Source organism: Oceanihabitans sp. IOP_32 (genome assembly GCF_009498295.1).
GTDB lineage: Bacteria > Bacteroidota > Bacteroidia > Flavobacteriales > Flavobacteriaceae > Wocania > Wocania indica.
The window spans coordinates 2,983,753-3,010,405 of sequence record NZ_CP040813.1; the positions used below are offsets into that span (position 1 = coordinate 2,983,753).

20 protein-coding genes are annotated in these 26,653 nt (G+C 35.0%); 15 read left to right on the top strand and 5 right to left on the bottom strand.

Annotation, left to right across the window (positions count from 1 at the left end; all coding sequences use genetic code 11):
* Window positions 1-15 precede the first annotated feature (15 nt).
* Window positions 16-1,644 carry an acyl-CoA carboxylase subunit beta gene (locus tag FEZ18_RS12520; RefSeq protein WP_153268630.1) on the bottom strand — a complete coding sequence of 543 codons (1,629 nt, stop codon included), beginning with the start codon at window positions 1,642-1,644 and terminating at the stop codon, window positions 16-18.
* Window positions 1,645-2,235: 591 nt separating this feature from the next.
* Here FEZ18_RS12520 and FEZ18_RS12525 point away from each other — a divergent pair.
* The 12 genes from FEZ18_RS12525 (at window position 2,236) to FEZ18_RS12580 (ending at window position 15,548) form a co-directional block, all read left to right on the top strand.
* Complete coding sequence (locus tag FEZ18_RS12525; RefSeq protein ID WP_153268631.1) at window positions 2,236-2,766, top strand: NADPH-dependent FMN reductase; 531 nt, start codon at window positions 2,236-2,238, stop codon at window positions 2,764-2,766.
* 231 nt (window positions 2,767-2,997) lie between these two features.
* Window positions 2,998-3,180, top strand: a complete 183-nt coding sequence (locus tag FEZ18_RS12530) for a CAL67264 family membrane protein (RefSeq protein WP_153268632.1) — start codon at window positions 2,998-3,000, stop codon at window positions 3,178-3,180.
* Window positions 3,181-3,230: 50 nt separating this feature from the next.
* Window positions 3,231-4,922, top strand: coding sequence for an energy-dependent translational throttle protein EttA (gene ettA, locus FEZ18_RS12535; RefSeq protein ID WP_153268633.1), 1,692 nt, complete (start codon window positions 3,231-3,233; stop codon window positions 4,920-4,922).
* Window positions 4,923-5,289: 367 nt separating this feature from the next.
* Window positions 5,290-7,743, top strand: coding sequence for an endopeptidase La (lon, locus tag FEZ18_RS12540; protein WP_153268634.1), 2,454 nt, complete (start codon window positions 5,290-5,292; stop codon window positions 7,741-7,743).
* A 248-nt stretch (window positions 7,744-7,991) separates the two neighbouring features.
* Window positions 7,992-8,687 (top strand): (d)CMP kinase, encoded by a 696-nt coding sequence (cmk, locus tag FEZ18_RS12545; protein WP_153268635.1) that lies wholly within the window; start codon window positions 7,992-7,994, stop codon window positions 8,685-8,687.
* Between the two features lie 435 nt (window positions 8,688-9,122).
* Window positions 9,123-10,955, top strand: a complete 1,833-nt coding sequence (gene rpsA, locus FEZ18_RS12550; protein ID WP_153268636.1) for a 30S ribosomal protein S1 — start codon at window positions 9,123-9,125, stop codon at window positions 10,953-10,955.
* Window positions 10,956-11,259: 304 nt separating this feature from the next.
* Window positions 11,260-11,799 carry a bifunctional pyr operon transcriptional regulator/uracil phosphoribosyltransferase PyrR gene (gene pyrR, locus FEZ18_RS12555; RefSeq protein ID WP_153268637.1) on the top strand — a complete coding sequence of 180 codons (540 nt, stop codon included), beginning with the start codon at window positions 11,260-11,262 and terminating at the stop codon, window positions 11,797-11,799.
* A gap of 66 nt (window positions 11,800-11,865) precedes the next feature.
* A complete protein-coding gene (locus FEZ18_RS12560; RefSeq protein WP_153268638.1) occupies window positions 11,866-12,795 on the top strand; it encodes an aspartate carbamoyltransferase catalytic subunit in 930 nt (309 codons plus the stop codon).
* 3 nt (window positions 12,796-12,798) lie between these two features.
* A complete protein-coding gene (locus tag FEZ18_RS12565; RefSeq protein WP_153268639.1) occupies window positions 12,799-13,131 on the top strand; it encodes a ribonuclease Z in 333 nt (110 codons plus the stop codon).
* A 68-nt stretch (window positions 13,132-13,199) separates the two neighbouring features.
* Window positions 13,200-14,105, top strand: a complete 906-nt coding sequence (locus tag FEZ18_RS12570; RefSeq protein ID WP_153268640.1) for a ribonuclease Z — start codon at window positions 13,200-13,202, stop codon at window positions 14,103-14,105.
* 130 nt (window positions 14,106-14,235) lie between these two features.
* Window positions 14,236-14,883, top strand: a complete 648-nt coding sequence (gene pdxH / locus FEZ18_RS12575) for a pyridoxamine 5'-phosphate oxidase (protein ID WP_153268641.1) — start codon at window positions 14,236-14,238, stop codon at window positions 14,881-14,883.
* A gap of 170 nt (window positions 14,884-15,053) precedes the next feature.
* Window positions 15,054-15,548 carry a CAP domain-containing protein gene (locus FEZ18_RS12580; protein WP_153268642.1) on the top strand — a complete coding sequence of 165 codons (495 nt, stop codon included), beginning with the start codon at window positions 15,054-15,056 and terminating at the stop codon, window positions 15,546-15,548.
* A 208-nt stretch (window positions 15,549-15,756) separates the two neighbouring features.
* On the opposite strand, the gene FEZ18_RS12585 is transcribed toward FEZ18_RS12580, so the two are convergent.
* The 4 genes from FEZ18_RS12585 to FEZ18_RS12600 are packed head-to-tail and all read right to left on the bottom strand — an operon-like array spanning window position 15,757 to window position 22,512.
* A complete protein-coding gene (locus FEZ18_RS12585; RefSeq protein ID WP_153268643.1) occupies window positions 15,757-17,673 on the bottom strand; it encodes an OmpA family protein in 1,917 nt (638 codons plus the stop codon).
* A gap of 18 nt (window positions 17,674-17,691) precedes the next feature.
* Window positions 17,692-18,621, bottom strand: a complete 930-nt coding sequence (locus FEZ18_RS12590; protein ID WP_153268644.1) for a type IX secretion system membrane protein PorP/SprF — start codon at window positions 18,619-18,621, stop codon at window positions 17,692-17,694.
* A gap of 11 nt (window positions 18,622-18,632) precedes the next feature.
* Entirely contained in the window at window positions 18,633-21,971 is a 3,339-nt protein-coding gene (locus FEZ18_RS12595) for a gliding motility-associated C-terminal domain-containing protein (RefSeq protein ID WP_153268645.1), read from the bottom strand.
* 31 nt (window positions 21,972-22,002) lie between these two features.
* Complete coding sequence (locus FEZ18_RS12600; protein WP_153268646.1) at window positions 22,003-22,512, bottom strand: hypothetical protein; 510 nt, start codon at window positions 22,510-22,512, stop codon at window positions 22,003-22,005.
* 378 nt (window positions 22,513-22,890) lie between these two features.
* On the opposite strand from FEZ18_RS12600, the gene FEZ18_RS12605 reads away from it, so the two are divergent.
* From FEZ18_RS12605 to FEZ18_RS12615, 3 genes are all read left to right on the top strand, one after another.
* A complete protein-coding gene (locus tag FEZ18_RS12605; RefSeq protein WP_153268647.1) occupies window positions 22,891-23,376 on the top strand; it encodes a SixA phosphatase family protein in 486 nt (161 codons plus the stop codon).
* Window positions 23,377-23,459: 83 nt separating this feature from the next.
* Window positions 23,460-25,523: a polyphosphate kinase 1 gene (gene ppk1 / locus FEZ18_RS12610; RefSeq protein ID WP_153268648.1), complete on the top strand. Its 2,064-nt coding sequence runs from the start codon at window positions 23,460-23,462 to the stop codon at window positions 25,521-25,523.
* A 1-nt stretch (window position 25,524) separates the two neighbouring features.
* Complete coding sequence (locus tag FEZ18_RS12615; protein WP_153268649.1) at window positions 25,525-26,430, top strand: Ppx/GppA phosphatase family protein; 906 nt, start codon at window positions 25,525-25,527, stop codon at window positions 26,428-26,430.
* Window positions 26,431-26,653: the final 223 nt, after the last annotated feature.

The following is a 26,653-nucleotide window of genomic DNA, read 5'->3' on the forward strand; positions in this document are numbered from 1 at the left end:
TCCTTTAAAATCTAATTACACTTGTAAGACGCCTAGGTTAAATGGTTTCTCAATTGGAGCGTGATTTGCAGCTTCAATTCCCATAGAAATCCAAGTTCTGGTCTCTAATGGGTCGATAATAGCATCAGTCCAAATTCTTGCGGCAGCATAATACGGTGATACTTGTTTATCGTATCGATCTTTTATTTTTTCATAAAGAGCATCTTCTTTTTCTTTCGTGATTTCTTCACCTTGTTTTTCTAACGAGGCTTTTTCAATCTGTAACAATACTTTTGCAGCCGAGTTACCACTCATAACAGCGAGCTCGGCACTTGGCCAAGCAACAATCAATCTGGGGTCGTATGCTTTTCCGCACATAGCATAATTTCCGGCTCCATAAGAATTACCAATAATAATAGTGAATTTTGGCACGACCGAATTACTAACTGCATTAACCATTTTAGCACCATCTTTAATGATTCCCCCATGTTCAGACTTGCTTCCAACCATAAAACCAGTAACATCTTGTAAAAATACTAGAGGTATTTTTTTCTGATTACAATTGGCAATAAATCGGGTGGCCTTATCTGCGCTGTCATTGTAAATAACCCCTCCAAATTGCATTTCGCCTTTTTTGGTTTTTACTAATTTACGTTGATTCGCCACAATGCCAACGGCCCATCCTTCAATTCTAGCATAACAGGTTATGATAGTTTTACCGTAGCCCGCCTTGTATTCGTCGTATTCTGAGTTATCAACCAACCGCTTTATAATATCATACATATCGTATTGATCTGCTCTAGACTTCGGTATAATACCGTAGATATCTTGCGGGTCTTCTTTGGGGTCTATCGTTTGGCTTCGGTTAAAACCAGCGGTATCAAAATCACCAATTTTATCTATTATACTTTTAATGGTATCTAAAGCATCAGCATCGTCTTTGGCTTTATAATCGGTTACTCCAGAAATTTCACAGTGGGTTGTTGCGCCACCTAAGGTTTCGTTATCAATGGTTTCACCAATGGCAGCTTTCACTAAATAGCTTCCTGCCAGAAAAATACTTCCTGTTTTATCAACAATTATAGACTCATCACTCATAATTGGTAAATAAGCACCTCCCGCAACGCAACTACCCATAACCGCAGCAATTTGAGTGATTCCCATGCTGCTCATTATGGCATTGTTTCTAAAAATACGTCCAAAATGTTCTTTATCTGGAAAAATCTCGTCTTGCATTGGTAAAAATACGCCTGCAGAGTCTACCAAATAAATAATAGGAAGTTTATTTTCTATAGCTATTTCTTGTGCGCGTAAATTCTTTTTTGCAGTAATAGGAAACCAGGCTCCAGCTTTTACGGTAGCATCGTTAGCGACAACTATGCATTGCTTACCTTTTACATATCCCATTTTAACCACAACACCTCCAGAGGGACACCCGCCGTATTCTTCGTACATGTTGTCTCCCGCAAAAGCCCCAATTTCAATTGCTTTTGTTTTCTTGTCTAAAAGGTAGTCTATACGCTCTCTAGCGGTCATTTTACCTTTGCTTCGGTGTTTTTCAGTTCGCGATTTCCCGCCGCCTTGTTGAACTTTTATCAGTCTTTTTTTTAATTCAGAAAGCAGTAATTTATTGTGATCTTCGTTTTTATTGAAGTTAATATCCATAGTGTTTTTTTAATGCTCGCTAATTTACAAAAGATATTTTTCAAAATAAAGGCACAATCTTTTTTTGATTGTCCGCTAAATTTCATCAACCTATAAATTAGTAACTTATGATGACAACTGTACACAATCACGAAAACAAATAATTAATTTTATTCTGGGTAAATCTGGGTAATCTGCGGGATAATTCTCCCGTATCTACTATTTGTTTTCTCGCTGATTTCGCAGACGAGCATAGATTTTTTCGTCGTATGACGAAAAACGGATATGCACAATTTTTTTTAATCATTAATGTCCAACAAAAGACATAAGACCGCTTCGCTAATAGACATAAGAACCAAGACTTGATTCTAACTAACTGATAAACAGAGGTACTTTAAATTAACAAAATAGTTCCTTTAAATCTTAATAATTATTTCAAATAAGCAAGGAGACATTTTAAAAAACGTGCAAAGTTCTTAATTTTAAAAGGATGGACAGCATTATAATATTTTTAATCGGACACTAGTGTTTTTTAATAAGAATTAAATACCTACTTAAAATATCAAGAAAATAAATTCACTATTTTTGTAGCTAAACTAAAAATTTACGTGAATGAAACATATAATTACCTTTGCAGGAAGTAATAGTAAAAATTCTATAAATAAAGCGTTGGCGATTTATGCCGCTAGTTTGATTGAAGATGTAAACATTGATGTTTTAGACTTAAATGATTTTGAATTACCACTTTTTGGAATCGATTTAGAAGAGAAAGAAGGGATTCCAGCGCGCGCGCAAGATTTTTTAAAGTTGATAAAAGAATCTGATGGGGTGGTACTATCTTTAGCCGAACATAATGGGGCTTATACCACGGCGTTTAAAAATTTGTTTGACTGGATGTCTAGAATTGATGTGAAGGTATTTAATGGAAAACCAATGTTACTAATGGCGACATCACCGGGTGCAAGAGGTGGTGCATCGGTATTAGCTATGGCGCAAGAACGCTTTCCTTGCCATGACTCTAATATTGTTGAAGTGTTTTCGTTACCTTCTTTTTCAGATAATTTTTCAGAAGGAAAAATCATCAACGATACTTTGAATTCTGATTTAAAAGCGAAAGTAGAAACGTTTACAAAAGCCTTGTAGTTTTATTCTAGTACGTCTCTACATATTAATGCATTTAATTTAAAAGAGAATTTTGTATATTATCAGTTATAAATAGAGGCTATTTTAAAGGTTTATCACAACAAAAACTTCTAATTAAACACAAGCTACCCCGTGGCTTGTTTAAAAAAGCATCCTACAAAAGAAGTTTTTTTTATGTAAAAAAAGCGATATTTGCTTCCAGACTAAACAACACAAAAACAAAACGAAATTATGTCAATGAATAAAAATACGGTTTTAGCTTGGGCTACCACAATAATGATTATAGTAGGATTAGGATTAATTGCTTTAGGAGCATTTAGATATGATGATGTCGCTGGTTGGGGGTTTGCCTCTGTAGGTATTGGCTTTTTTGCTATCGCATGGGTGTTTAATGCTTTAAAGGGTAGAGTGTAATTAAGAGTACGCTAAAGCCAAAAAATAAATAATAAAATAAGATTAGTTTTATGAGTGACGATAAAAAAATTATATTCTCAATGTCTGGGGTTACTAAGACATTCCCGAGTGCAAATACGCCGGTATTAAAAAATATACATTTAAGTTTTTTTTATGGAGCTAAAATAGGAATCCTTGGGTTAAATGGTTCTGGAAAATCTACTTTACTTAAGATTATCGCAGGTGTAGATAAAAATTACCAAGGCGATGTGGTATTCTCCAAAGATTATTCTGTAGGTTTTCTTGAGCAAGAACCGCAGCTTGATGAGACTAAAACTGTTATGGAAGTTGTACGAGAAGGTGCGGCAGAAACCGTTGCCATATTAGATGAGTATAACAAAATAAATGATATGTTTGGTTTAGAAGAGGTGTATTCTGATGCCGATAAGATGGAGAAGCTTATGGGCAGACAGGCCGAACTTCAAGATCAAATAGATGCTTCGAATGCTTGGGAGCTAGACACCAAATTAGAAATTGCTATGGATGCCTTGCGTACTCCAGAGGCCGATAAAAAAATCGGGGTATTATCAGGAGGAGAACGACGCCGTGTGGCATTGTGCCGTTTACTTTTACAGGAGCCCGATGTGTTACTGTTAGATGAGCCTACCAACCATCTTGATGCCGAGTCTGTGCATTGGTTAGAACATCACCTAGCACAATACAAAGGTACTGTAATTGCGGTAACGCACGATAGATATTTTTTAGATAATGTAGCCGGTTGGATTTTAGAATTAGATCGAGGAGAAGGTATCCCTTGGAAAGGAAATTATTCGTCTTGGTTAGATCAAAAATCGAAACGAATGGCACAAGAAGGAAAAACGGCTTCTAAGCGTCAAAAAACCTTAGAACGTGAGTTAGAGTGGGTGCGACAAGGGGCTAAGGGCCGTCAAACCAAACAGAAAGCACGTTTAAAGAATTATGACAAGCTTATGAGTCAAGACCAAAAGCAATTAGACGAAAAGCTTGAAATTTATATTCCAAACGGGCCACGCTTAGGTACAAATGTTATTGAAGCCATCGGTGTGAGTAAGGCTTATGGTGATAAATTATTATACGAGAATTTAAACTTTAATCTTCCTCAAGCTGGAATTGTGGGTGTTATTGGTCCTAATGGCGCTGGTAAAACCACTATTTTCCGAATGATAATGGGGGAAGAAACTCCAGATAAGGGAGAGTTTATTGTGGGTGAAACGGCTAAAATTGCTTATGTAGATCAGAGTCATTCAAATATCGATCCTGAAAAAACGATTTGGCAAAATTTTAGTGATGAGCAAGAATTAATCATGATGGGTAATACCCAAGTAAATTCTAGAGCTTATTTAAGTAGATTTAATTTTTCTGGTAGCGAGCAAAACAAAGCCGTAAAATTACTTTCTGGAGGAGAACGTAACCGATTGCATTTGGCTATGACACTAAAAGAAGAAGGCAACGTTTTACTCTTAGATGAGCCCACCAATGATCTTGATGTTAACACCTTAAGAGCGCTTGAAGAAGGTTTAGAAAACTTTGCTGGATGTGCTGTAGTAATAAGTCACGACCGTTGGTTTTTAGATAGGATATGTACACATATTTTAGCTTTTGAAGGCAATAGCGAAGTGTACTTCTTCGAAGGTAGCTTTAGTGATTATGAAGAAAATAAAAAGAAACGCTTAGGTGGCGATTTAATGCCAAAACGTATAAAGTATAAAAAACTAGTGCGATAATGAAATTAAAAAAACCTGCTCCAGCAGGTTTTTTTATACCTACTTTCTTTAATATGTTGTTAAAATAGAGACATTATAAAGCCGTCTTAACGTTTTGTGAGTCCTTTAAATATACAGCTCAAGCAAAAGATTTTAAAAAATAAGCACAGTAAAAATTGTTTTTATGTTTAGCAAAAGTTTTTAAGACTTAAAAAATATGAGATACTTTTAAGGTTGGTTTTATTCTGGCATAGCTATTGATTTAGGATAGTAAGATTGAAGACTAATTACGGTATATGTAGTTGGTTTACCATAGTTTATAAGTTTAATAAATTACAAAAAATAGAAGCAATTTGTTTTTAATGACAAATTGACTTAAATAATACATATGAAGAAATCTAATTTTATATCACTTGACAGTTTGTCATTGCAGGAATTTGATGAGAATTCAGAATTAATTCCATTAATGACTCCTGAAGATGAAGAGCAAATAAATAATGAAGAGTTGCCAGAAACGCTTCCTATTCTATCTTTACGTAATACCGTGTTATTCCCAGGGGTAGTAATTCCTATTTCAGCTGGTCGTGACACGTCTATAAGGTTAATAAACGACGCAAATAAAGGTAGTAAAGTTATTGGAGTAGTCGCTCAAAAAGACGAAACAGTAGAGAATCCAACAGCAAAAGACATTCATGAAACGGGAACAGTAGCTAGAATACTACGTGTTTTAAAAATGCCTGACGGAAACGTAACGGTTATTATACAAGGAAAAAAGCGCTTTAAAGTAGCTGAGGTTATTACTGAGAAACCTTATATGAATGCTACGATAAGAGCAGTTCCAGAAACCAAACCATTTTTAAAGGATAACGATGAGTTTCTGGCCATTATAGAATCTATTAAAGATTTAGCACTTGCAATTATTAAGGAAAACCCTAATATTCCAAGTGAGGCTTCTTTTGCCATTAAAAATATTGAGAGCAGCTCGTTTTTAGTGAATTTTGTATCCTCCAACATGAATCTTTCGGTTCAAGAAAAGCAATCGCTTTTAGAAATGAACAACTTGAAAGAACGCGCTTTGGCAACGCTTAAATTTATGAGTGTTGAGTTACAAAAACTGGAGTTAAAAAATGATATCCAATCTAAAGTACAGATGGATATGAATCAGCAACAGCGTGAGTACTTTCTAAATCAGCAAATGAAAACCATTCAAGAAGAATTGGGTGGTGTAAATCATGACGAAGAGCTAGAGGAGATGAAGGCGCGAGCCTTAGAGAAAAATTGGGATGACAAGGTCGCAGAGCACTTTGATAGAGAGATTGGTAAGTTGCAGCGCATGAATCCTCAAGTCGCAGAATATTCTATTCAGCGTAATTATTTAGAGTTAATTTTAGATCTGCCCTGGAATGAATTTAGTGAGGACAAGTTCGATCTAAAAACGGCTATGAAAATACTTGACCGAGACCATTTTGGTTTAGAAGATGTAAAACGCAGAATTATAGAGTACTTAGCGGTGTTAAAGCTTCGTAAGGATATGAAATCGCCCATACTTTGTTTATATGGACCTCCTGGAGTTGGTAAAACCTCGTTGGGTAAATCTGTTGCAGAAGCCTTAGGGCGCGAATACGTTCGTATTTCGCTAGGTGGTTTAAGAGACGAGGCAGAAATTCGTGGACACCGTAAAACGTACATCGGTGCCATGCCAGGACGAATTATCCAAAGTTTAAAAAAGGCTGGAACCTCAAACCCAGTTTTTGTATTAGACGAAATAGATAAATTATCAAATTCGCATCAAGGTGATCCCTCATCGGCAATGTTAGAAGTTCTAGATCCTGAACAAAATAGTGAGTTTTACGATAACTTTTTAGAAATGGGCTACGACCTCTCTAAAGTGATGTTTATCGCGACATCTAATAGTTTATCGACCATTCAACCGGCATTGCGCGACCGTATGGAGATTATAAATGTAACCGGCTATACCATCGAGGAAAAGGTAGAAATTGCAAAACGTCATTTATTACCAAAACAAATAAAAGAACACGGTTTAACCGATAAAGATATTAAGATAGGGAAGCCTCAATTGGAAAAAATTGTAGAAGGTTACACCCGAGAATCTGGAGTTCGTGGTTTAGAGAAGCAGTTAGCAAAAATGGTGCGATTTGCTGCAAAAAGCATTGCTATGGAAGAGGAGTATAACGTTAAAATTTCTAACGATGATATTATTGAAATTTTAGGTGGGCCAAAATTGTTACGCGACAAATATGAAAATAACGACATTGCTGGAGTGGTAACGGGCTTAGCGTGGACTAGTGTTGGTGGTGATATTTTATACATTGAATCTATACTTTCTAGAGGAAAAGGAACACTTACCATTACTGGAAACCTTGGTAAAGTTATGAGAGAATCGGCAACTATTGCGATGGAATATATTAAATCTAACGCAGAAGAATTTGGTATCGATCCTACAGTTTTCGAAAAATACAATGTGCACATTCACGTGCCCGAAGGTGCCACACCTAAAGATGGACCAAGTGCTGGTATTACTATGTTTACTTCTTTGGTTTCATTATTTACACAGCGCAAAGTGAAGAAGAATTTAGCTATGACGGGCGAAATTACTTTACGAGGTAAAGTGTTGCCTGTAGGTGGAATTAAAGAAAAAATTCTAGCGGCAAAACGCGCAAGAATAAAAGAAATTTTACTTTGTGAGGACAACCGTAGAGACATTGAAGAGATTAAGCCAGAATACTTAAAAGGCTTAACATTTCACTATGTTACAGATATGAGTGATGTTATTAATTTAGCCATTACAAATCAAAAAGTAAAAAACCCTAAAACATTATAACATTATAAACTAAAAAAGCCTCGACATTGTTCGGGGTTTTTTTAATTTGAATGGGTGTCCCATCCTAAAATGTCTGATTCTTTATGTGTGTTTTGAACATAATAAAGAACTTGGTAATTTGTAGCCGATACCAATTTAATTTTGAAATGAGGCAAGGTTAATTTGGTATTAAACACGTTTGCTTTATCTCAGTTTAGTTATTTTAGCAACTTTTAAATCATGTACAAGTATTTATTCCAAAGTATCAAATGAATAAAATCACGATAGCGATAGATGGTTTTTCCTCAACAGGAAAGAGTACCGTAGCAAAACAAATTGCAAAACATTTGGGGTATGTTTATGTAGACTCTGGCGCCATGTATCGGGCAATTACCTATTTTGCTATGCAAAATGGTATTATTGGCGAAAACTATTTTAAAGTCGAAGATTTAATTGCGCAACTACCAAACGTTAATCTTCACTTTGAGTTTAATAAGCAGCTTGGATTTGCCGAGGTGTATTTAAACGGAATAAATATCGAAAAAGAGATACGCACTTTAGAGGTTTCTCGATTTGTGAGCAAAGTAGCCACGGTATCTCAGGTTCGTGAGCAATTGGTTAAGCAGCAAAAAAAATTAGGTCAAAACAAAGGTGTAGTTATGGATGGTCGGGATATAGGAACTGTTGTTTTCCCAGATGCCGAGCTCAAGATTTTTATGGTCGCTTCCGCGGAAAAAAGAGCAACCAGACGCTACAAAGAACTATTGGCTAGAGGCGATAAAGTAAGTTACGAAGATGTTTTAAAAAATGTTGAAGAAAGAGATTTTACCGACACTAATAGAAAAGATTCTCCTCTAGTGAAAGCACACGATGCTATAGAGATTGATAATTCGGACCTAACTTTAGAAGAACAATTTAATAGAGTTTTAGAATTGGTGAACACCACCTTAGCAGAAAATAAATAGTTTTTAAGCCTGACGTCGTTGCACTCAAGTTTTTCTTCAGCACGACTTAATTTTATATGGTCTTGGCAGAAGAAGGTGCAATTAAGAAGCGCTATAAACCTATTTTTAAAATCACAAGATTTCTCCTGTCGTCGAAAAGACAAAGCACGAATACAACACAAAAAACCGTAAAAACCACATTTTATTCAGTTTATTTAGAGTTCTAAGTCACAGATGGTTAAAATAATCCAATCAAATTAGGCTATTTTATTGAAAATATGTATTTTTGCACTCCTTTTAGCGAATTATTGGAAAGATAAAAGGAACGAAATGATACTAAAAATAACACTTCTGTGTGTTAATTGCTTAAATCTTCCAAGGCATGCAGAATACAAAAACCGTAATGTACTTGTGTTTCCGCGAAAGCGAAAAACAAACATTACTTAATTATCTTAAATGGCTGACAAAGCAAAACAAGTAGAGGTTGAAGCAACAGACGCTCCAACAGTTGAAGCTCCAGTAGTATCTGAAGCGCAAGCAAACCCTGAAAAATTTTTAAAAGAGTTTAACTGGCACAATTACGAAGAAGGAATTGATGAGGTTGACGACAAACAATTAGAGGAGTTTGAAAAATTAGTAGCAGAGAATTTTGTGGACACTTTAGACGACGAAGTTGTAGAAGGTACTGTAGTTCACATTTCTGATCGCGATGCAATTATCGATATTAATGCAAAATCTGAGGGTGTAATTTCTTTAAACGAATTTCGTTACAACCCAAATTTAGCAGTTGGCGATAAAGTAGAAGTATTAATTGATGTGCGTGAAGACGCTACAGGTCAATTAGTGTTATCTCACAGAAAAGCACGCGTTATCAAAGCATGGGATCGTGTAAATAAGGCACACGAAACTGGCGAAATCGTTAATGGTTTTGTGAAGTGTAGAACAAAAGGAGGTATGATTGTAGATGTTTTTGGCATCGAAGCATTCTTACCAGGTTCTCAAATCGATGTGAAACCAATTAGAGATTACGACCAGTACGTTAATAAAACTATGGAGTTTAAAGTGGTTAAAATTAATCACGAATTTAAAAACGTAGTGGTGTCTCATAAAGCTTTAATTGAAGCTGATATTGAAGAACAAAAGAAAGAAATAATTGGTCAATTAGAAAAAGGTCAAGTACTAGAAGGTGTGGTTAAAAACATTACGTCTTACGGTGTATTTATTGATCTTGGTGGCGTTGATGGTTTAGTTCATATCACAGATTTATCTTGGTCTAGAATTAATCATCCAAACGAAATCGTAGAATTAGACCAAAAATTAAATGTGGTAATTCTTGATTTTGACGAGAACAAATCTAGAATCCAATTAGGTTTAAAACAATTAAGCAAACACCCTTGGGAAGCTTTAGCCGATACTGTACAAATTGGTGATAAAGTAAAAGGTAAAGTGGTTGTAATTGCAGATTACGGTGCGTTTATTGAAGTGGCTGATGGTGTTGAAGGTTTAATTCACGTGTCTGAAATGTCTTGGTCTACGCATTTACGTTCTGCTCAAGATTTCGTTTCTGTAGGAGACGAAGTAGAAGCACAAATTCTAACGTTAGATAGAGAAGATCGTAAAATGTCTCTTGGTATTAAGCAATTAACTCCAGATCCATGGACTGATATTACTGCGAAATACCCATTAGGTTCTAAGCATACCGGTGTTGTACGTAACTTTACAAACTTTGGTGTTTTTGTTGAATTAGAAGAAGGAATTGACGGGTTAATTTATATCTCTGATTTATCTTGGACTAAGAAAATCAAGCATCCATCTGAGTTCTGTGCTGTTGGTGATAAGTTAGATGTGGTGGTATTAGAGTTGGATGTTGAAGGCCGTAAACTAAGCTTAGGTCATAAACAAACTACTGAAAATCCTTGGGATAAGTACGAAACAGAATTTGCCGTAAATACAGTTCATAAAGCTGCTATTACAGATATGGTAGATAAAGGTGCTACTATCGAATTTAATGAAGATATTGTGGCGTTTGTACCTTCTCGTCATCTTGAGAAAGAAGATGGTTCTAAACTTAATAAAGGTGAAGAAGCAGAATTTAAAATCATTGAATTTAACAAGGAGTTTAAACGTGTTGTAGCCTCTCATACTGCTATTTTTAGAGAAGAAGAGATTAAAAACGTAAAAGCTGCTGCTAAAAAAGCTGCTAGTGCTGCTGCAGAAGCAAAACCTACTTTAGGTGATGCTAATGATGCTTTACAAGCGCTTAAAGATAAAATGGACGGAAAGAAATAATTAAATTTATGATGTTCCCTTTTCCTTAACAAAGGAAATTCATTTTTAAAATTTGAAGCCGTCTCAAAACCTGAGGCGGCTTTTTTATGTTCAATTTTTTGGAAAAAATCTTGCGGTCGTACTACGGCCGTTGCTAAAGCCCGCGCAAGGGATAGTAGCGGAAAGCCCACAGCGAGGCACGAGCGCGGACTTGCAGTGTATAGCCCGACCCTTGGGTTGCGCCCAAATAAAGATTGATATTTATGGTTTTAACTTATAAATTTTTGCACTACCTTTGCGCTTATAATACCTTTTGGATAGAAATATGAGTCAAAAAGTTTTACTTAACGCAAAAGAGGTAAACATTATTCTGCATCGTTTGGCTTGTCAACTTATTGAAAAACACAACGATTTCACTAATACGGTTTTAATTGGACTGCAGCCTCGTGGTATTTTTTTAGCGGATAGATTGGCTAAAATATTAACAGAGCATTACAATATTAAAAACATAAAATTAGGGTATTTAGATATTACGTTTTTTAGAGATGATTTTCGTAGAAGCGGAAAACCCCTAGAGGCCAATACTACAAAAATTGATTTTTTAGTTGAAGATAAAAATATTGTGTTTATAGACGATGTTTTATATACAGGACGGAGCATAAGAGCGGCTTTAACCGCCATTCAATCTTTTGGAAGACCAAACGAAATAGAATTATTAACTTTAATAGACAGGCGTTTTAGCAGACATTTACCTATTCAACCGGATTATAGAGGACGACAAGTGGATGTTATAAATAATGAAAAAGTTGTAGTAAACTGGAAATCAGAAGATAATGAAGACTCGGTTTATTTAATTGATAAATAGAAAAAATAACTAAAGTTTAAGTAAAGTACGACGCTTAACTTTAACTTTTAATCTCTAACTTTTACAATGAGCACACTAAGTGTAAACCACTTATTAGGAATTAAGCAGCTTAACAAGGCAGATATTAATCTTATTTTTGAAACTGCCGATCAATTTAAAGAGGTCATTAATAGGCCTATTAAAAAAGTACCATCGCTTAGAGATATTACGATTGCTAATCTTTTTTTTGAAAATTCTACACGTACCAAACTGTCTTTCGAACTGGCAGAAAAACGTTTATCTGCCGATGTTATTAATTTTTCATCTTCACAGTCTTCGGTTAAAAAAGGCGAAACTTTAATAGATACTGTAAATAACATCTTGTCTATGAAAGTCGATATGGTGGTGATGCGACACCCCAATCCGGGTGCTGGTGTATTTCTGTCAAAACATGTCGATGCCAGTATTATAAACGCCGGCGATGGCGCCCACGAACACCCTACACAAGCTTTACTGGACTCGTATTCTATACGAGAAAAATTGGGAAGTGTTAAAGGAAAAAAAGTAGTTATTGTTGGCGATATTCTGCATAGTAGAGTGGCTTTATCTAATATATTTGCCTTGCAGTTGCAAGGCGCTCAGGTAATGGTTTGTGGGCCAAAAACTCTTATCCCAAAATATATAGATAAACTTGGCGTAAAAGTTGAAACGAATTTACGCAAGGCTTTAAATTGGTGTGATGTTGCCAATATGCTTCGTGTACAGAACGAGCGAATGGACATTAGTTATTTTCCTTCTACTAGAGAATATACTCAACAATTTGGGGTCGACAAACCATTGTTAGATTCCTTAGATAAAGAGATTGTAATTATGCATCCAGGTCCCATAAATCGGGGCGTTGAAATTACCAGTGATGTGGCAGATTCTAAACAAGCCATTATTTTAAATCAGGTTGAAAATGGCGTTGCTATTAGGATGGCAGTTATTTATTTATTAGCTTCGAAAATAAAACAGTAAGTTATGATTATAGATAAAAACGGAAACATTTCTGTAATTACTCAGGAGAAAGCATCGCCAATCGAATTGGTGAAAAAAATTCAGGCCTTGTATCCTAAATTTAAACATGACAATATAATTGTTTCTCTAACGGCTCTAGCCCCCATTAGCACGGAAGAAATTGCCGAGTTTATAGAGATTTCTAACCTACATAAAGCATCTAAACATTCTTTTGTTTTGGTATCGAACAAAGTAGATCTCGATACTTTACCCGATCAATTAGACGTTGTGCCTACCCTTCAAGAGGCTTATGATATTATAGAGATGGAAGATATAGAACGCGATTTAGGATTTTAACCGGGTGTATGCTATAATTAATTTGCCTTAAGTCTCAATTACAACCAATTTAATGACATTCGATAGAAATGAAATTAACCATTTTAGGGTGCTATAGTGCGACACCTCGTGCTTTAAACAATACAACGTCTCAAGTTTTAGAAATAAATAACCATATGTTTTTAATTGATTGTGGCGAAGGAACGCAGGTGCATCTGCGCAGACATAAAATTAAATTCAATCGTATAAAACACATTTTTATCTCGCATTTGCATGGCGATCACTTTTTTGGTTTAGTGGGATTAATTTCAACATTTAGGTTGTTAACTCGCGAGGCAGATTTGCATATTTACGGTCCTAAGGGAATTAAAGAAATTGTTACCCTACAAATGAAATTGGCTGATTCTTGGACTAATTACAAGATTTTCTTCCATGAATTGACTTCAAAATCTTCCAAATTAATCTTTGAAGATGATAAAGTAGAAGTACACACCATACCCTTAAATCATCGTATATATACCAACGGGTATTTGTTTAAAGAAAAGGAGGGAGAACGTAAATTAGATATTGTCGCTGTTGAAGAAGCTAATATAGATATGGCTTATTTTAGAAAGCTAAAACAAGGTTTTGATGTTAAAAATAGAGATGGCGTCTTAATCGACAACAAAAAAGTAACCAAACCAGGTAATAAACCTAAAAGTTATGCCTTTTGTAGCGACACTATGTACAAGGAGGATATCGTACCTATTATTAAAAATGTAGATGTATTGTATCATGAATCTACCTTTTTAGATATGCACCAGAATTTAGCCTTAAAAACCAAGCACTCAACAGCAAAAGAGGCTGCTAAAATTGCTAAATTGGCGAATGTGGGCACTTTAATTTTAGGCCATTACTCTACGCGCTACGACAATCTATTGGCTTTTAAAGAGGAAGCTCAAACAGTATTCGAGAACGTAGAATTGAGTGACGACGGAAAATCTTTTAGTTTTTAATTCGCTTTAAGCTGAAGGTATTATAAGGTTTTATAGAATATCGCGATGAATAGAATTGCTCTAATTACTCAAACCTTACAATTTTGTAAATTGTGGATTAAATTTTAGTAACTGTTTATATAATAAGATTATGCAAAAAGATTTAGGAGATTACAGAAAATCTTACGAAAAGGATAAATTACTATTATCTGATGTTCCCGAGAACCCCATGGAATTGTTTCAAAAATGGTTTTATGAAGTCGATAGGTATTTTGCAGAAGACGAAACCAATGCGATGACTATTGCTACAATAGGGCAGGACGGTTTTCCGAAAAACAGGGTCGTGCTTTTAAAAAAATACACCTATGAAGGTTTTATATTTTTTACAAATTATAACAGTGATAAAGGTAAGGCTATCGCTAAAAATCCAAACGTGAGTCTATCTTTTTTTTGGCAAGGTGCAGAGCGGCAAATAATTATTAAAGGTAAAGCTGAAAAGATTGCCGAAAATTTAAGTGATGGTTATTTCGAGTCTAGACCAAGAGGCAGTCAACTCGGGGCTCTAGTATCTAATCAGAGTACACCTATTAAAAGTCGTGAATACCTTGAGGATAAATTACAAAAACTGGAGCAAGAATATGAAGGTAAAGAGATTTCACGACCTGATTATTGGGGTGGTTATATTGTAAAGCCTATTGAAATAGAATTTTGGCAAGGACGCCCCAATAGGTTGCACGATCGAATTTTATATACACTACAAAAAGATTATAATTGGAAAATCGATCGATTATCTCCTTAATTTATTCGATTAAAATGAGGATATTTTACTACAAAAATTGTAAGATATACCGATTAAATACTTACAAAATCCGATTAAAACCCCATTTTTATCGTTTTTTAACATTTAATTAACACTCGTATATCATTAGCTTGTTAGATTTGCGTTGTTAAATCTTAATTAACCTAATTATGGTGGTACTAAAAAAATTACCAATTGTGGTATTAATTAGTTTTTTGTTGTTTTCTTGTTCAACAGAGAACATCGACAATAATTTTGAGCCCCTTGTGGAAGAAGTGGTTGCTCCAACGACTAAAACCATTGAAAGCGAAATTCTATACCTAATTAACAAGCATAGACAATCTTTGGGTTTAAATACTTTGGGAAATCCCGAAATTATAAAATCTGTAGCCTACAGCCATACTGAATATATGGTAAATAAAAATGAAATTTCTCATGATAATTTTCCAACACGTAGTAGTTATTTAAAGGAAAACGCGGGTGCGAAAAAAGTGGCTGAAAATGTGGCCTACGGACATACTAGTGCAGAGTCTGTGGTTAAGGCATGGATTAAAAGTGAAGGGCATAAACAAAATATTGAAGGCGATTTCTCAGACTTTAATATCGCTGCCGAAAAGGGCGCAAATGGTAAATGGTTCTACACTAATATTTTTATAAAAAAGTAAATTCTTAGTTTATAAAGCTTGAGATAGACCTGAGCTTCAATAGATTCGATGGCAATTAGTACTCGAGGTATAGACGACATGTTTTCTATACCTTTATTTAACCAAACCAAAATATATTTTCATTTCATAACGCGTTTTATCAAATAATAAAAGCACCCCAAAAAGACGTATTTTTTGGGGTGCTTTAGTTTATTGAGTAGAAGTTCGTTTATTGCATTCGAATTACAATAAATTGTGTACGTCTGTTTTGTTGGTGTTCTGTTTCCTTACATGGTGTAGAATCATCACAATTATTAACTAATTGACGCTCTCCAAAACCTTGGTATTCTGTTATTCTAGATGGATTTATGCCTTTTGAAACTAGGTAGTTATATGTAGATTTTGCTCTATTCATGGACAATTTGTCATTATAGGAAAGGGCGCCTCTAGAATCGGTGTGAGATTCTATTCGAATACTCATTTCGGGATATTCGTTTAACATTAAATGCACTATTTTGTCTAATTCTAAAGCAGCATCTTCTCGAATGTTATATTTATCAAAGTCGAAATAAATGGTGTTCAATTTAGCTAAGGTGACAACGTCTTGTATAGGGTCTAGAAGAATATCAACTTCTATCTTTGTGGTGTTAAAAGCTATGTTTTTTGAGCTAAAGGTTTTAAAATTATCGATGTATTTCTCGTGACTACCAACCAGCTTGTAATCTTTGTTTCTATCGATGTTTATTTGATAATATCCGTTTTCATCTGTGATTAAATAGGCGGTTTCGGCTCCCATATCATTAAATAACGTAACTTTCGATTGAGCAATGGGTTTTAAATTAATGGCATCGGATACTGTGCCCTGAACTTTTAAAATTGGTTTTCTATGATAAACATAAATATCGTCGTCACCAACACCACCATCTCTATTTGAAGCAAAATAGCCTGTTATACCGCTTGGATTCATGGTGAATGAAAAGTCGTCTTTATGGGAGTTAACAGGCACACCCATATTTATAACATCTGTAAATTCGTTGTTTTTGTCTCTAACCGTTGCGAATATATCCAACATGCCTAAACCTACATGACCTTCAGAAGCAAAGAATAAAATGTTTTCATTGTTTACAAAAGGAAAACCTTCGGCACTTGGTGTGTTTATAATATTTCCCAAGTTTTGTGGCGTACCTAATGTGCCATCATCGTAAATGTCGACATAATAAATGTCTGATCCTCCAAAACCTCCTGGCCTGTCTGATGTGTAATAGAGTCTAGAGTCGTCGCTATTTAATGCGGGGTGCTGAGTTGAAAAATCATCACTATTTATAGAGAGCTCTTCAATGTTTGTCCATTTGCCGTCTTGCAGTGTAGCTCTATAAATTTTCATGCCTGTTAAGCCGTCACCATCCTTTTTTCTCACTTTATTTAAAAAATTATTTCTTGAGAAATACATAGTGCTTCCATCTTTGGTAATGCTAATGGGACCATCGTGGAATTTTGTATTCACATCGCCCAGAAGCTTTTTAGTTTGGTGTGTAGTGCCATCAGGATCGACCTCGGCGACATAAACATCTAAAAAAGGTTGTTCGTTCCAACCGTACAATCGTTTAATGGCTACGCCTTGATCTCTTGACGATGTAAAGTAAATTTTTTGGCCATGTTCTATAGCACCAAAATCACTATATTTAGAATTAAACGGTACGTCGTCTAAAAAATACTGTTGTTCAGCACTAAAAATATTGCTAACAAAATTAGCGTCTTTACTAAAATTGTTGGTATGCACAATACCGCCAGAATCTATATAGCGTTTAAGCCATAATCTGGATTCGTCATATTGTTTAATACCGCGAAGTGCTTGAGCATATTTGTAATAATACGATATGGGTACGTTGTTTTGTTCCATAGCTTTTTTGTAATGCATGGCAGCCTTTTTCGGATCTCTTAATAAGGCATAACAATCGCCTAATTTTCGTAAAGCGTATTCGGCATTATAATTTTTCTCAATAAGTTTTTCGTACACTTCGGCAGCCTTCACAAATGCGAATTTATTAAATAAGGCATCTGCTCTTTTTTGTTTGCCTTGCTGGGAGAAAGCAACTAAATTTAGAGTTAAAGCTAAACAGATGGATGCGTAAATTTTTATAGTCATAAATAGGCGTTTTTAATATTAAAAATATCTAGGTGATTTTAGTCTAGAGCTTAAAAACTTAAATTCATAAATTAAAAGTATTTCATGTGTTCCGGTCGTGTACCTAGCAATATCAGAGATTGGTTTCTCGTAGGCATAACCCACTCGTAATTGTTTGGTCACTTGAAAATCTGCAAAACCACCTAGGGCTTCTGCTGCTCTGTTGACTCTATAAGAACCTCCCAACCAAAACCTCTCATAAAACAAGAAGCTAGCCGTAAAATCGTATGAAATAGGGGCACCGTTGGTGGCTTTAAAAAGCATTGCGGGTTTAAGTTTTATGTTTTCGTTTAGGTTAAATACAACTCCACCGGTAAAGTAGTAACTAACACGCTCTAAGGCTTCAAATTCATCTAGGTTATTGCTAAAATCGTTTGTAAATATTCTTGGCGCAGATGCTCCCAGGTACCATGTGTTTGAGTGCCAAAAAATGCCTGCACCTAAGTTTGGCGTCCATCTATCTTCTGTACCAAAAATTACAGGATCGTTAATAACACCGGGGTCATTGCGAAAATCTGAATCGAAACTAAATTGTGTAAATCCTGCTTTTAAACCAAAAGCAAGTTTGGAATTTGTTCCCGTAGGGATGGTATATGAAAAGTCGCCGTATAAGTAGGTGAAATTTTGAGGGCCTAAATCGTCTTTAATAAAAGATAAACCCAAGCCTATTCTTTCATTTCTTAGAGGTGTGTGTATTGATAGTGTTTGTGTTACTGGGCCGCCTTTAAAACCAACCCATTGGCTTCTATGAAGCCCTACTACACTTAAAGCTTCCCTACTTCCGGCATAAGCTGGATTAATAGAAATGGTATTGAACATGTATTGTGTAAATTGTGGTAATTGCTGGGCAATACCTACCGAAGCCCATAGTAAGGCAACAACTAGTAAGTTATGTTTAATAATTTTCATAGGCTATAGTTTTATTTGGTACCTAAGTAAACTGGACCAGTGATTGGTTTTAATCCACTATTTTCTAAATTGATGATATAATAATAAGTACCGCTTGGTAATTTTCCAGCACTTCCTATAGACGATTTGGGCGCGCTCCCATCCCAGTCTCCTCTTGAGCCCAAGGTGTAATTGTTCGAACTGAAAACTAAAGCTCCCCAGCGGTTAAATATTTTTACGTTTGCGGTAAAGCCACATAATTCAATGCCTTCGATATTAAATGTTTCATTAAAATTATCTCCATTTGGTGTCACGGCTTTAGATATGACAATATCTCCCGCGCCACAAGGAAGCACAGTGCAATCGGCATTGATATTAAGGATGAGATTATAGGTGTTTATACAACCGTTTTCGGTAACGGTATATCTAAATACATAATCTATTCCGCCACTATTAGGAAAGAAATTTTCATCTAATTCTAAGCCAGAAGGGTCAAAAATGTTAGCGTTAAGGGTAGCTCTTGAATCGCCTTCAATTAAGCTCCAATTGCCGTTTGTATTTGGAGAGTCGATGAGATTATTTAAGTCTATGAGGCCATCATCAAAGCATCGCGGACTTGCAGTAATCTCTGTAATAGTTTCGTCTAGAGATACGTTTAATGTTTGGGTAAAAATTTCTTGATTATCACAAGCATCGGTTACGATCCAGGTTCTAATAATTTGATAATCGCTTGGTGTGTTGTCATTAAAGGAGCTTACTTCTTCAAAAACGACTGTTAAATCGGTGTTATTAGAACAATTGTCTGAAAACTCTAAATTAGGTACATTAGGAATATCAGCACAACTTATATTTAATACATCATCGAATGCGGTTGTTAATATTGGTTTTGTTGTATCGACAACAGTAATTATCTGGGTATGGGTAGTACTTAGATTGCTATTGTCTGTAGCCGTCCAAGTACGGGCAATGGTATAGTTATTTGAGCAGCTGCCATTGGTAATACTCTCGCTAACGCTAACTGTAGCATCACCACAATTGTCGGTTGCTGTTAGGGGTTCTGCATTGGGAATGGCATCACATTCTACAGTAATATCAGTAGGTAAAGCCTCCACAAATGTTGGTTTTTGGGTATCTTTTATGATGACGTTTTGTTTAGCACTAACACTATTTCCGTTGCCATCATCAAAAATCCAGGTAATTATAAATGTTCCTTGTTCATTATAAGTTAAGGGGTCGTTTGTGGTACCGGTTATAATTCCCGAACATAAATCAATTGTTTCGGGTGCCACAGCCGTTACCGAACATTCACCGGTTAAGTCGGCTAAAACCGGTAAAACTGGTGGGAGGGTATCTTTAATCGTGATCTTTTGGGTCACGTATATTATATTTCCACAATCATCGATTACGCTATATGTTCTTGTAATAACCCGAGGAATAGTATCATTGTCAGGAACATCAGAAACCCAGGCTACTGTAGGGGGATTGCCAGAATTATCAGCGGCATCCGTAACCACTAAAATATTAGGCTCTGGTATAGGGTCTCCGCATTCTAATATGATGTCGTCTGGATTACTTGCCGTTGGTGGTTCACTGATGTAGTCTGAAACATTAATGGCAATAATAGGTGCTGGTATAGGGTTGTTTGTACAAGCTCCAGATTGAACAAAACCTTGAATAAAAGGTAAATTGAAAGTGGCGTTAGAGATGGCACCAATACCAACTATCGATCCATTAAGCGTGATATTAGAAACAAAATTTGAATCTTTAAGTATCGAACAATCTGTAATAACTGTGAGTTTAAAATTGATTTTTGCCAGTACCGTGTTTGGATCATCGGGTACAGGAAGTGTTCCTAAATCCCACACAATAAAACCATTTTCTACAACAGGAGCTGGTGTGTTTGGTTGTACAAAGGGAGGGAACGTATTATACGAGGTTATGATATTATTTAGGTTTGGGTTGACACTCTCGGGTAGAGGAATTTGTATTATCGTGTTATTTGTGGCTTCGCTGCCAGCGTTTTTTATTTCTAAACTGTATTCTACATAATCTCCTGGCTCTAAAACATCTGTTGGTGTGGGCGTATTTCCATTAACAGAGGTTATATTAATTAAAGCTTGTGTTTCTGGAGTATAAGCATTTAAAGAAAAGGTTAAATTAAATATGGTATAAGTGTCTCTTGAACTGCCATATCTAAATCTAGTGAATGCTTTGCTGTTGGGAATTAGTCTATTGTCTGTGTTATCTATATTAAACATAGCGATATCTATTCCAGTATTGTTTAATAAACCGGGATTTCGCTCTACGGGAGGCGTTGGAATTGAAGATTTAAAGAAGTTATTAACGTCATTTCCAGAGTGACTTAAACGTTGGTAGCTATTGTTATTTAAAGACGACGTATTATTTATGTCGTCATCTCCATCTGGTATTAGCATTTCAAAATAATCACCCGTAAGTGAACTATCACCTTCACCAGCCATTAAACCGAGTTTTAATTCGACATTACCACTTTGAGAGGCGTTAAAACCTTCAACATCAATGCTGTATTCAGATGGATCTCCAGAGCTTGTTCTGGCCACAAAAGCATGACCATCAAAAACAGTAACATCTCTTCTGTTCATTAGAGAGTTCTCATATACGACAACCATTCCCCATCCGCCGTAAAAACCAGCATCGTCGTTAGATTTTCCTTCATTTAAGGCGATATCGGCAACATAATAATCACCAATACCATGCGTTCTTACATAATTGGTAATCTCGGCGTAGCCCACATACATGTTGCGTTCATCTCCATTTGTGGGGTATGCGATATTAATGGGATCTATTGGATTGCCTGAGTTTGAGGCAAAAATATCTGTATATCCAGAAGCAGCGGGACCTTTAATGCTAACTTTATATTTATTAAAATTTTTTGTTACGCCATTTTTAGTTACAGAAAATGTATTGGGGTTGTTGTCGCCATCCAGATTAGGGTCGGTATCAATTTCAGATCTGCCCGTCCAATATAAGCCAGCATAAATAATATTGGAGCATTCGGGAATCGCTCCATTTTCTGTTGAAAAACTTAATTTGGCCGAGGAGGAGTTAAAAGTACTGGCATTGTCATCAATATCAACATACATCATATCTCTGTTATTACCAGCGGTGTTGCTATAATTAACCAGTGTTAAATTGGTATTACCAATCATGGTAAAGTCGCCATTAATATTGTAAGAGGTTTTTGTAGGCGATTGTTCTGATGCTCTCGGTGCGAAAGGCACTCGCACTTGACTATGGCTGTTTAAACCACATATTAATAGCAAAACGACATGAAAAACTAGGACGTTTAACCGTTTATAAGTAGTATGTGGTTTGGTGTAAAGTTGTTTCATATGAATTCCTTTAAATTAATCGGATACGTTATTACGATGGCGTTTCGATTTTGTGAAAAACTCTTATGTTTGGGATTGGTGTAATAAAATCTGCTATTTGCTCAGCCGAACATTCAAAATAGCAGATAATAAAAACATATTTTAAGCTTTCCAGATTGTTGATTTTATTAAGGTTTAATACAGTTTTCAAGTCACTGGCTTGACTTACATTTATAGTGATTAATTCTACTGTGTTATATTGGTTGGCGCCGAGAAGATTAAAAGATTGAGTATCGTTAAATGTTATTTTTTTAATCTTACCTTCACCATAAACATGATTTACTGCATTATTGCTAATGTAAACCGTTGTATGAAGCTTTTGTGACAACTCGTAGAAGTTGAATCTATCTTGCTGCAGATTTAATTTTGACGAATTACTTTTGACAGCACTATGACTATTACGAAGTTCAAAAATACCCTTTTGTTGGGCTGTAGCTGTTTCTAAAAATAATAATGAGATAAAGCTAAATATTAATATTATTAAAGTAGATTTAGTGCTCATAAGTACATTTTTTAGTTTAGTTTTTTATCATAAAACAATATTTTTACAATATAATTTTGTGAGTTAAGACCTTAGTTTTTAATAGGTTTGATTAACGTCATAGTAAAAAAAGGCTTCAGGCTAAGTATTTCCAAATAAATGTGATGAATTGTTATAAAAAAACGATTAAAAGATGCTTTTGTTTGTTTTTTTTATAAGCAGATGAGATTTTATTAAATCTTAAGAAAACAAGAAGTAGAATCGCCAAATAATTATTTTATTAATGGAGATTCGAGATGAGGCTGTATTTTTTTTATATTATAAATTAGCAGTTTAAAACAAGTTGTTTTCATACCGAAATTTGGTTTAAATCAATAAAAATTTAAAAAAAAAATCATAATGAAAAAAATAATCTTAGTTCGACACGCAAAATCCTCATGGAAACACAATGTGATAGACCACGAAAGACCTTTAAACGAACGTGGTTTAAGGGACGCAAGTATGGTGTCTAATCATCTTAAATCAAAAAATTTAAGTGTCGATAAAGTACTTTCTAGCGATGCCATTCGTGCAAAACATACGGCCGAAATTTTTATTTCTAATCTGGAAATTTCTAATGATTTATTCGAGTTAAACCATAACCTATATGATTTCTCTGGCGAAAACTTAATAGCCAGCATTAAGCATGTCGATTCAGTTATTAATAATTTAATGGTTTTCGGTCATAACCATGCCATTACAGAATTTGTAAATACTTATGGTAATAAGTCCATAGACAATGTGCCAACCTGCGGTGTCACCATTATAAATTTCAATATTGATAATTGGGCAGATTTAAACAAAGGGGAAACCGTTTACACACTGTGGCCTAAAGAGTTAAAATAAGCTTCAATTTATGTCTTCATTTTGACCCACACTATTCGGGTAAAAAGAATATATTTGTTTTTACATCACTTTTAAATAAACGCATGGTTAAAACTGAAAAACATAATAATGATTATATAAATCGAGAAATAAGCTGGTTACAATTTAATGCCAGAGTTTTGCAAGAGGCATCGGATGAAACGGTACCTTTAATTGAGCGTTTACGTTTTTTGGGGATTTTTTCGAATAATTTAGATGAGTTTTTTAAAGTAAGATACGCGACCGTTAAACGTATCGTTCAAGCCGGAAAAGGTGGTAAACATGAACTTGGAGGCATTAAGGCCAAAGCATTGCTAGAGATTATAACCCAAACAGTAATTACTCAACAAAGCGAGAGTTTGGTTGTTTTAGATACCATTAAAGCAAAATTAGAAGACGAAAATATTTATATTATTGATGAAACTCAAATCAATACCTTACAACACGATTTTATAAGAAAATACTTTGTAGAACATGTCAGTCCAGCGCTTGTAACCATTATTTTAAACGATTCCATTCAGCTTCCAAACCTAAAAGATACGGGGGCTTATTTAGCAGTTAGAATGATAATGGCGGATGACAAAAAACAATTCGCCTTAATCGAAATACCCAAAACTATAAATCGCTTTGTCGTGTTGCCAAAGCAAGACGGTAAAAACTATATTATTTTAATAGACGACCTATTACGCTATTGTTTAGGATATATCTTTAATATTTTTGATTTTAAACGTATTTCGGCACATATGATAAAAATATCGCGAGATGCCGAATTGGATTTCGAGAGTGATTTAAGTAAAAGTTTTATAGAGAAAGTAGCCGATAGCGTAAAAGACCGGCAAATAGGAGAACCCATAAGATTTGTGTACGATAAAACGATTGATGTCGATACCTTGGAGTATTTAATGTCTAAAATGGGAATAGACGAAACAGACAGTATTATTCCAGGTGGTAGATATCATAATAGAAGAGATTATATGAACTTCCCGAGCTTAGGAAGAACAGATTTAATGTACTCTAAAATAGAACCATTACCTATTAAGGGCCTAAGTTTTGAATCTAGTATCTTCGAGGCCATTGCCGTTAAAGATTATTTACTTTACGCGCCCTATCATACATTTTCTTATATTGTTAAGTTTTTAAGAGAAGCCGCTCTAGATCCTCAAGTAAAAACCATTAAAATTACAATATACAGATTGGCAGAAATTTCGCACGTAGCAAGTTCGCTTATTAATGCTGCAATTAATGGTAAAACCGTAACGGTTTCTATTGAGTTACAAGCACGTTTTGACGAACAAGCCAATATTAATTACGCCCAACAAATGGAAAATGAAGGTGTTCATTTAATTTTTGGAGTTCAAGGGTTAAAAGTGCACAGTAAGATGTGTGTTATAGAGCGTGAAGAAGATCATAAAATTAAACGTTACGGCTTTATTAGCACTGGTAATTTTAACGAGTCTACCGCTAAGCTTTACACCGATCATACGCTTTTAACTTCAGATCAAAGTATTTTAAAAGATGTAAATAAAATCTTTAGTTTTTTTGAAGCCAATTATAAGATTTTTAAATATAAACATTTAATCACCTCACCTCATAATACTCAAAAAGAAATATTTAAACTGATTAATGCAGAAATTGCAAAGGCAAGAAAAGGAGAGAAGGGAAGAATACGCTTAAAAATGAATAGCCTTTCGAGCTATGTGATGGTTGACAAATTATATGAGGCCAGTAGAGCTGGAGTGAAAATACAGATGATAATTAGAGGGATTTGCTGTTTAATTCCTGGAGTTCAAGGTATGAGTGAAAATATAGAAGTAATTAGTGTGGTAGATAAATTTTTAGAACATTCTAGACTTTATATTTTTGGGGATAAGGACGAGACGAAAGTTTTTATTTCTTCAGCAGATTGGATGACTAGAAATATTTATCACAGAGTTGAGGTGACTTGTCCAATCTACGATCAAGAGTTAAAACAGGAAATTATTGACACCTATGCCATTTGTTGGAGCGATAACGTGAAGGCGAGATTAGTTAACGCTATCAATGAAAATGAATACCGAAAAAATGATAAACCAAAAGTAAGGTCGCAAATTGCTATTTACGATTATTACCTAAAAAAGTTACAGAACTAGTATGCTTTCAATAAAAAAATATGCAGCTATCGATATCGGATCCAATGCTGTAAGATTACTTATATCTAATATTATTGAAGAGAAAGGAAAACCTGTGCGATTTAGAAAAAACGCCTTAGTGCGTGTCCCCATTCGTTTAGGTGCCGATGTTTTCATTAAGGGAAAAATATCTAAAGAAAACACCCAACGTCTTTTAGATACTATGTTGGCTTTTAAGCTTTTAATGAAAACTCATAAAGTAGAGAAATATAAAGCTTGTGCCACTTCGGCGATGCGAGAATCTGATAATGGTAAAAAAGTGGTCGATTTGGTACTTGAGCAAGCTGGTATTAGTATAGATGTTATTGCAGGAGAGGAGGAGGCTGCTATTATTGCCGCAACCGATTTAAATAAATTTATAGATAAAAGTAAAAACTATCTCTATGTAGATGTGGGTGGCGGAAGCTCAGAGTTTAGTTTTATCCACAAAGGCAAGCAAGAAGCTTCAAAATCTTTTAGAATTGGAACCGTAAGGTTGCTTAATGACATTGTTAAAAAGGAGACCTGGGATGAATTAGAGCAGTGGATTAAAACCAATGTTAAAAAATATGAAAAAATTGATGTCTTAGGTTCTGGCGGAAACATAAATAAAATCTTTAAAATATCGGGTAAATCGATGGGTAAACCACTTAATTACTTTTATTTAACCTCCTACTATCGATTACTACAAAGTTACTCTTACGAAGAGCGTATCACAGAGCTTTCCCTTAACCAAGATAGAGCCGATGTTATTATTCCTGCAATGCGTATTTACCTTTCTGCCATGAAATGGAGTGGCTCAAAATACCTCTATGTTCCGAAAATAGGTCTAGCCGATGGTATTATAAAGAGCATATATTATGAAACCGTTTCTAGTAATTCGCAGTAAGAGCCGATAGTAGCATGATGATAAACGACGTTAAACCAGTAAAGGTTGGTTTACCAAAATTTCGCTGCATTTGGTGTACTTGCCATTAGCATTAAAGTATTTCTTCTAATAAGGCGCATTCATAAAACGTTAAAACCTTAGTAAAACCGATATTTTTTTCGTAAATTGAAGTAAATAAAAACCCCGAAAAAGGCCATTAAGAGCCAAAAACGGGGTTTTCTTT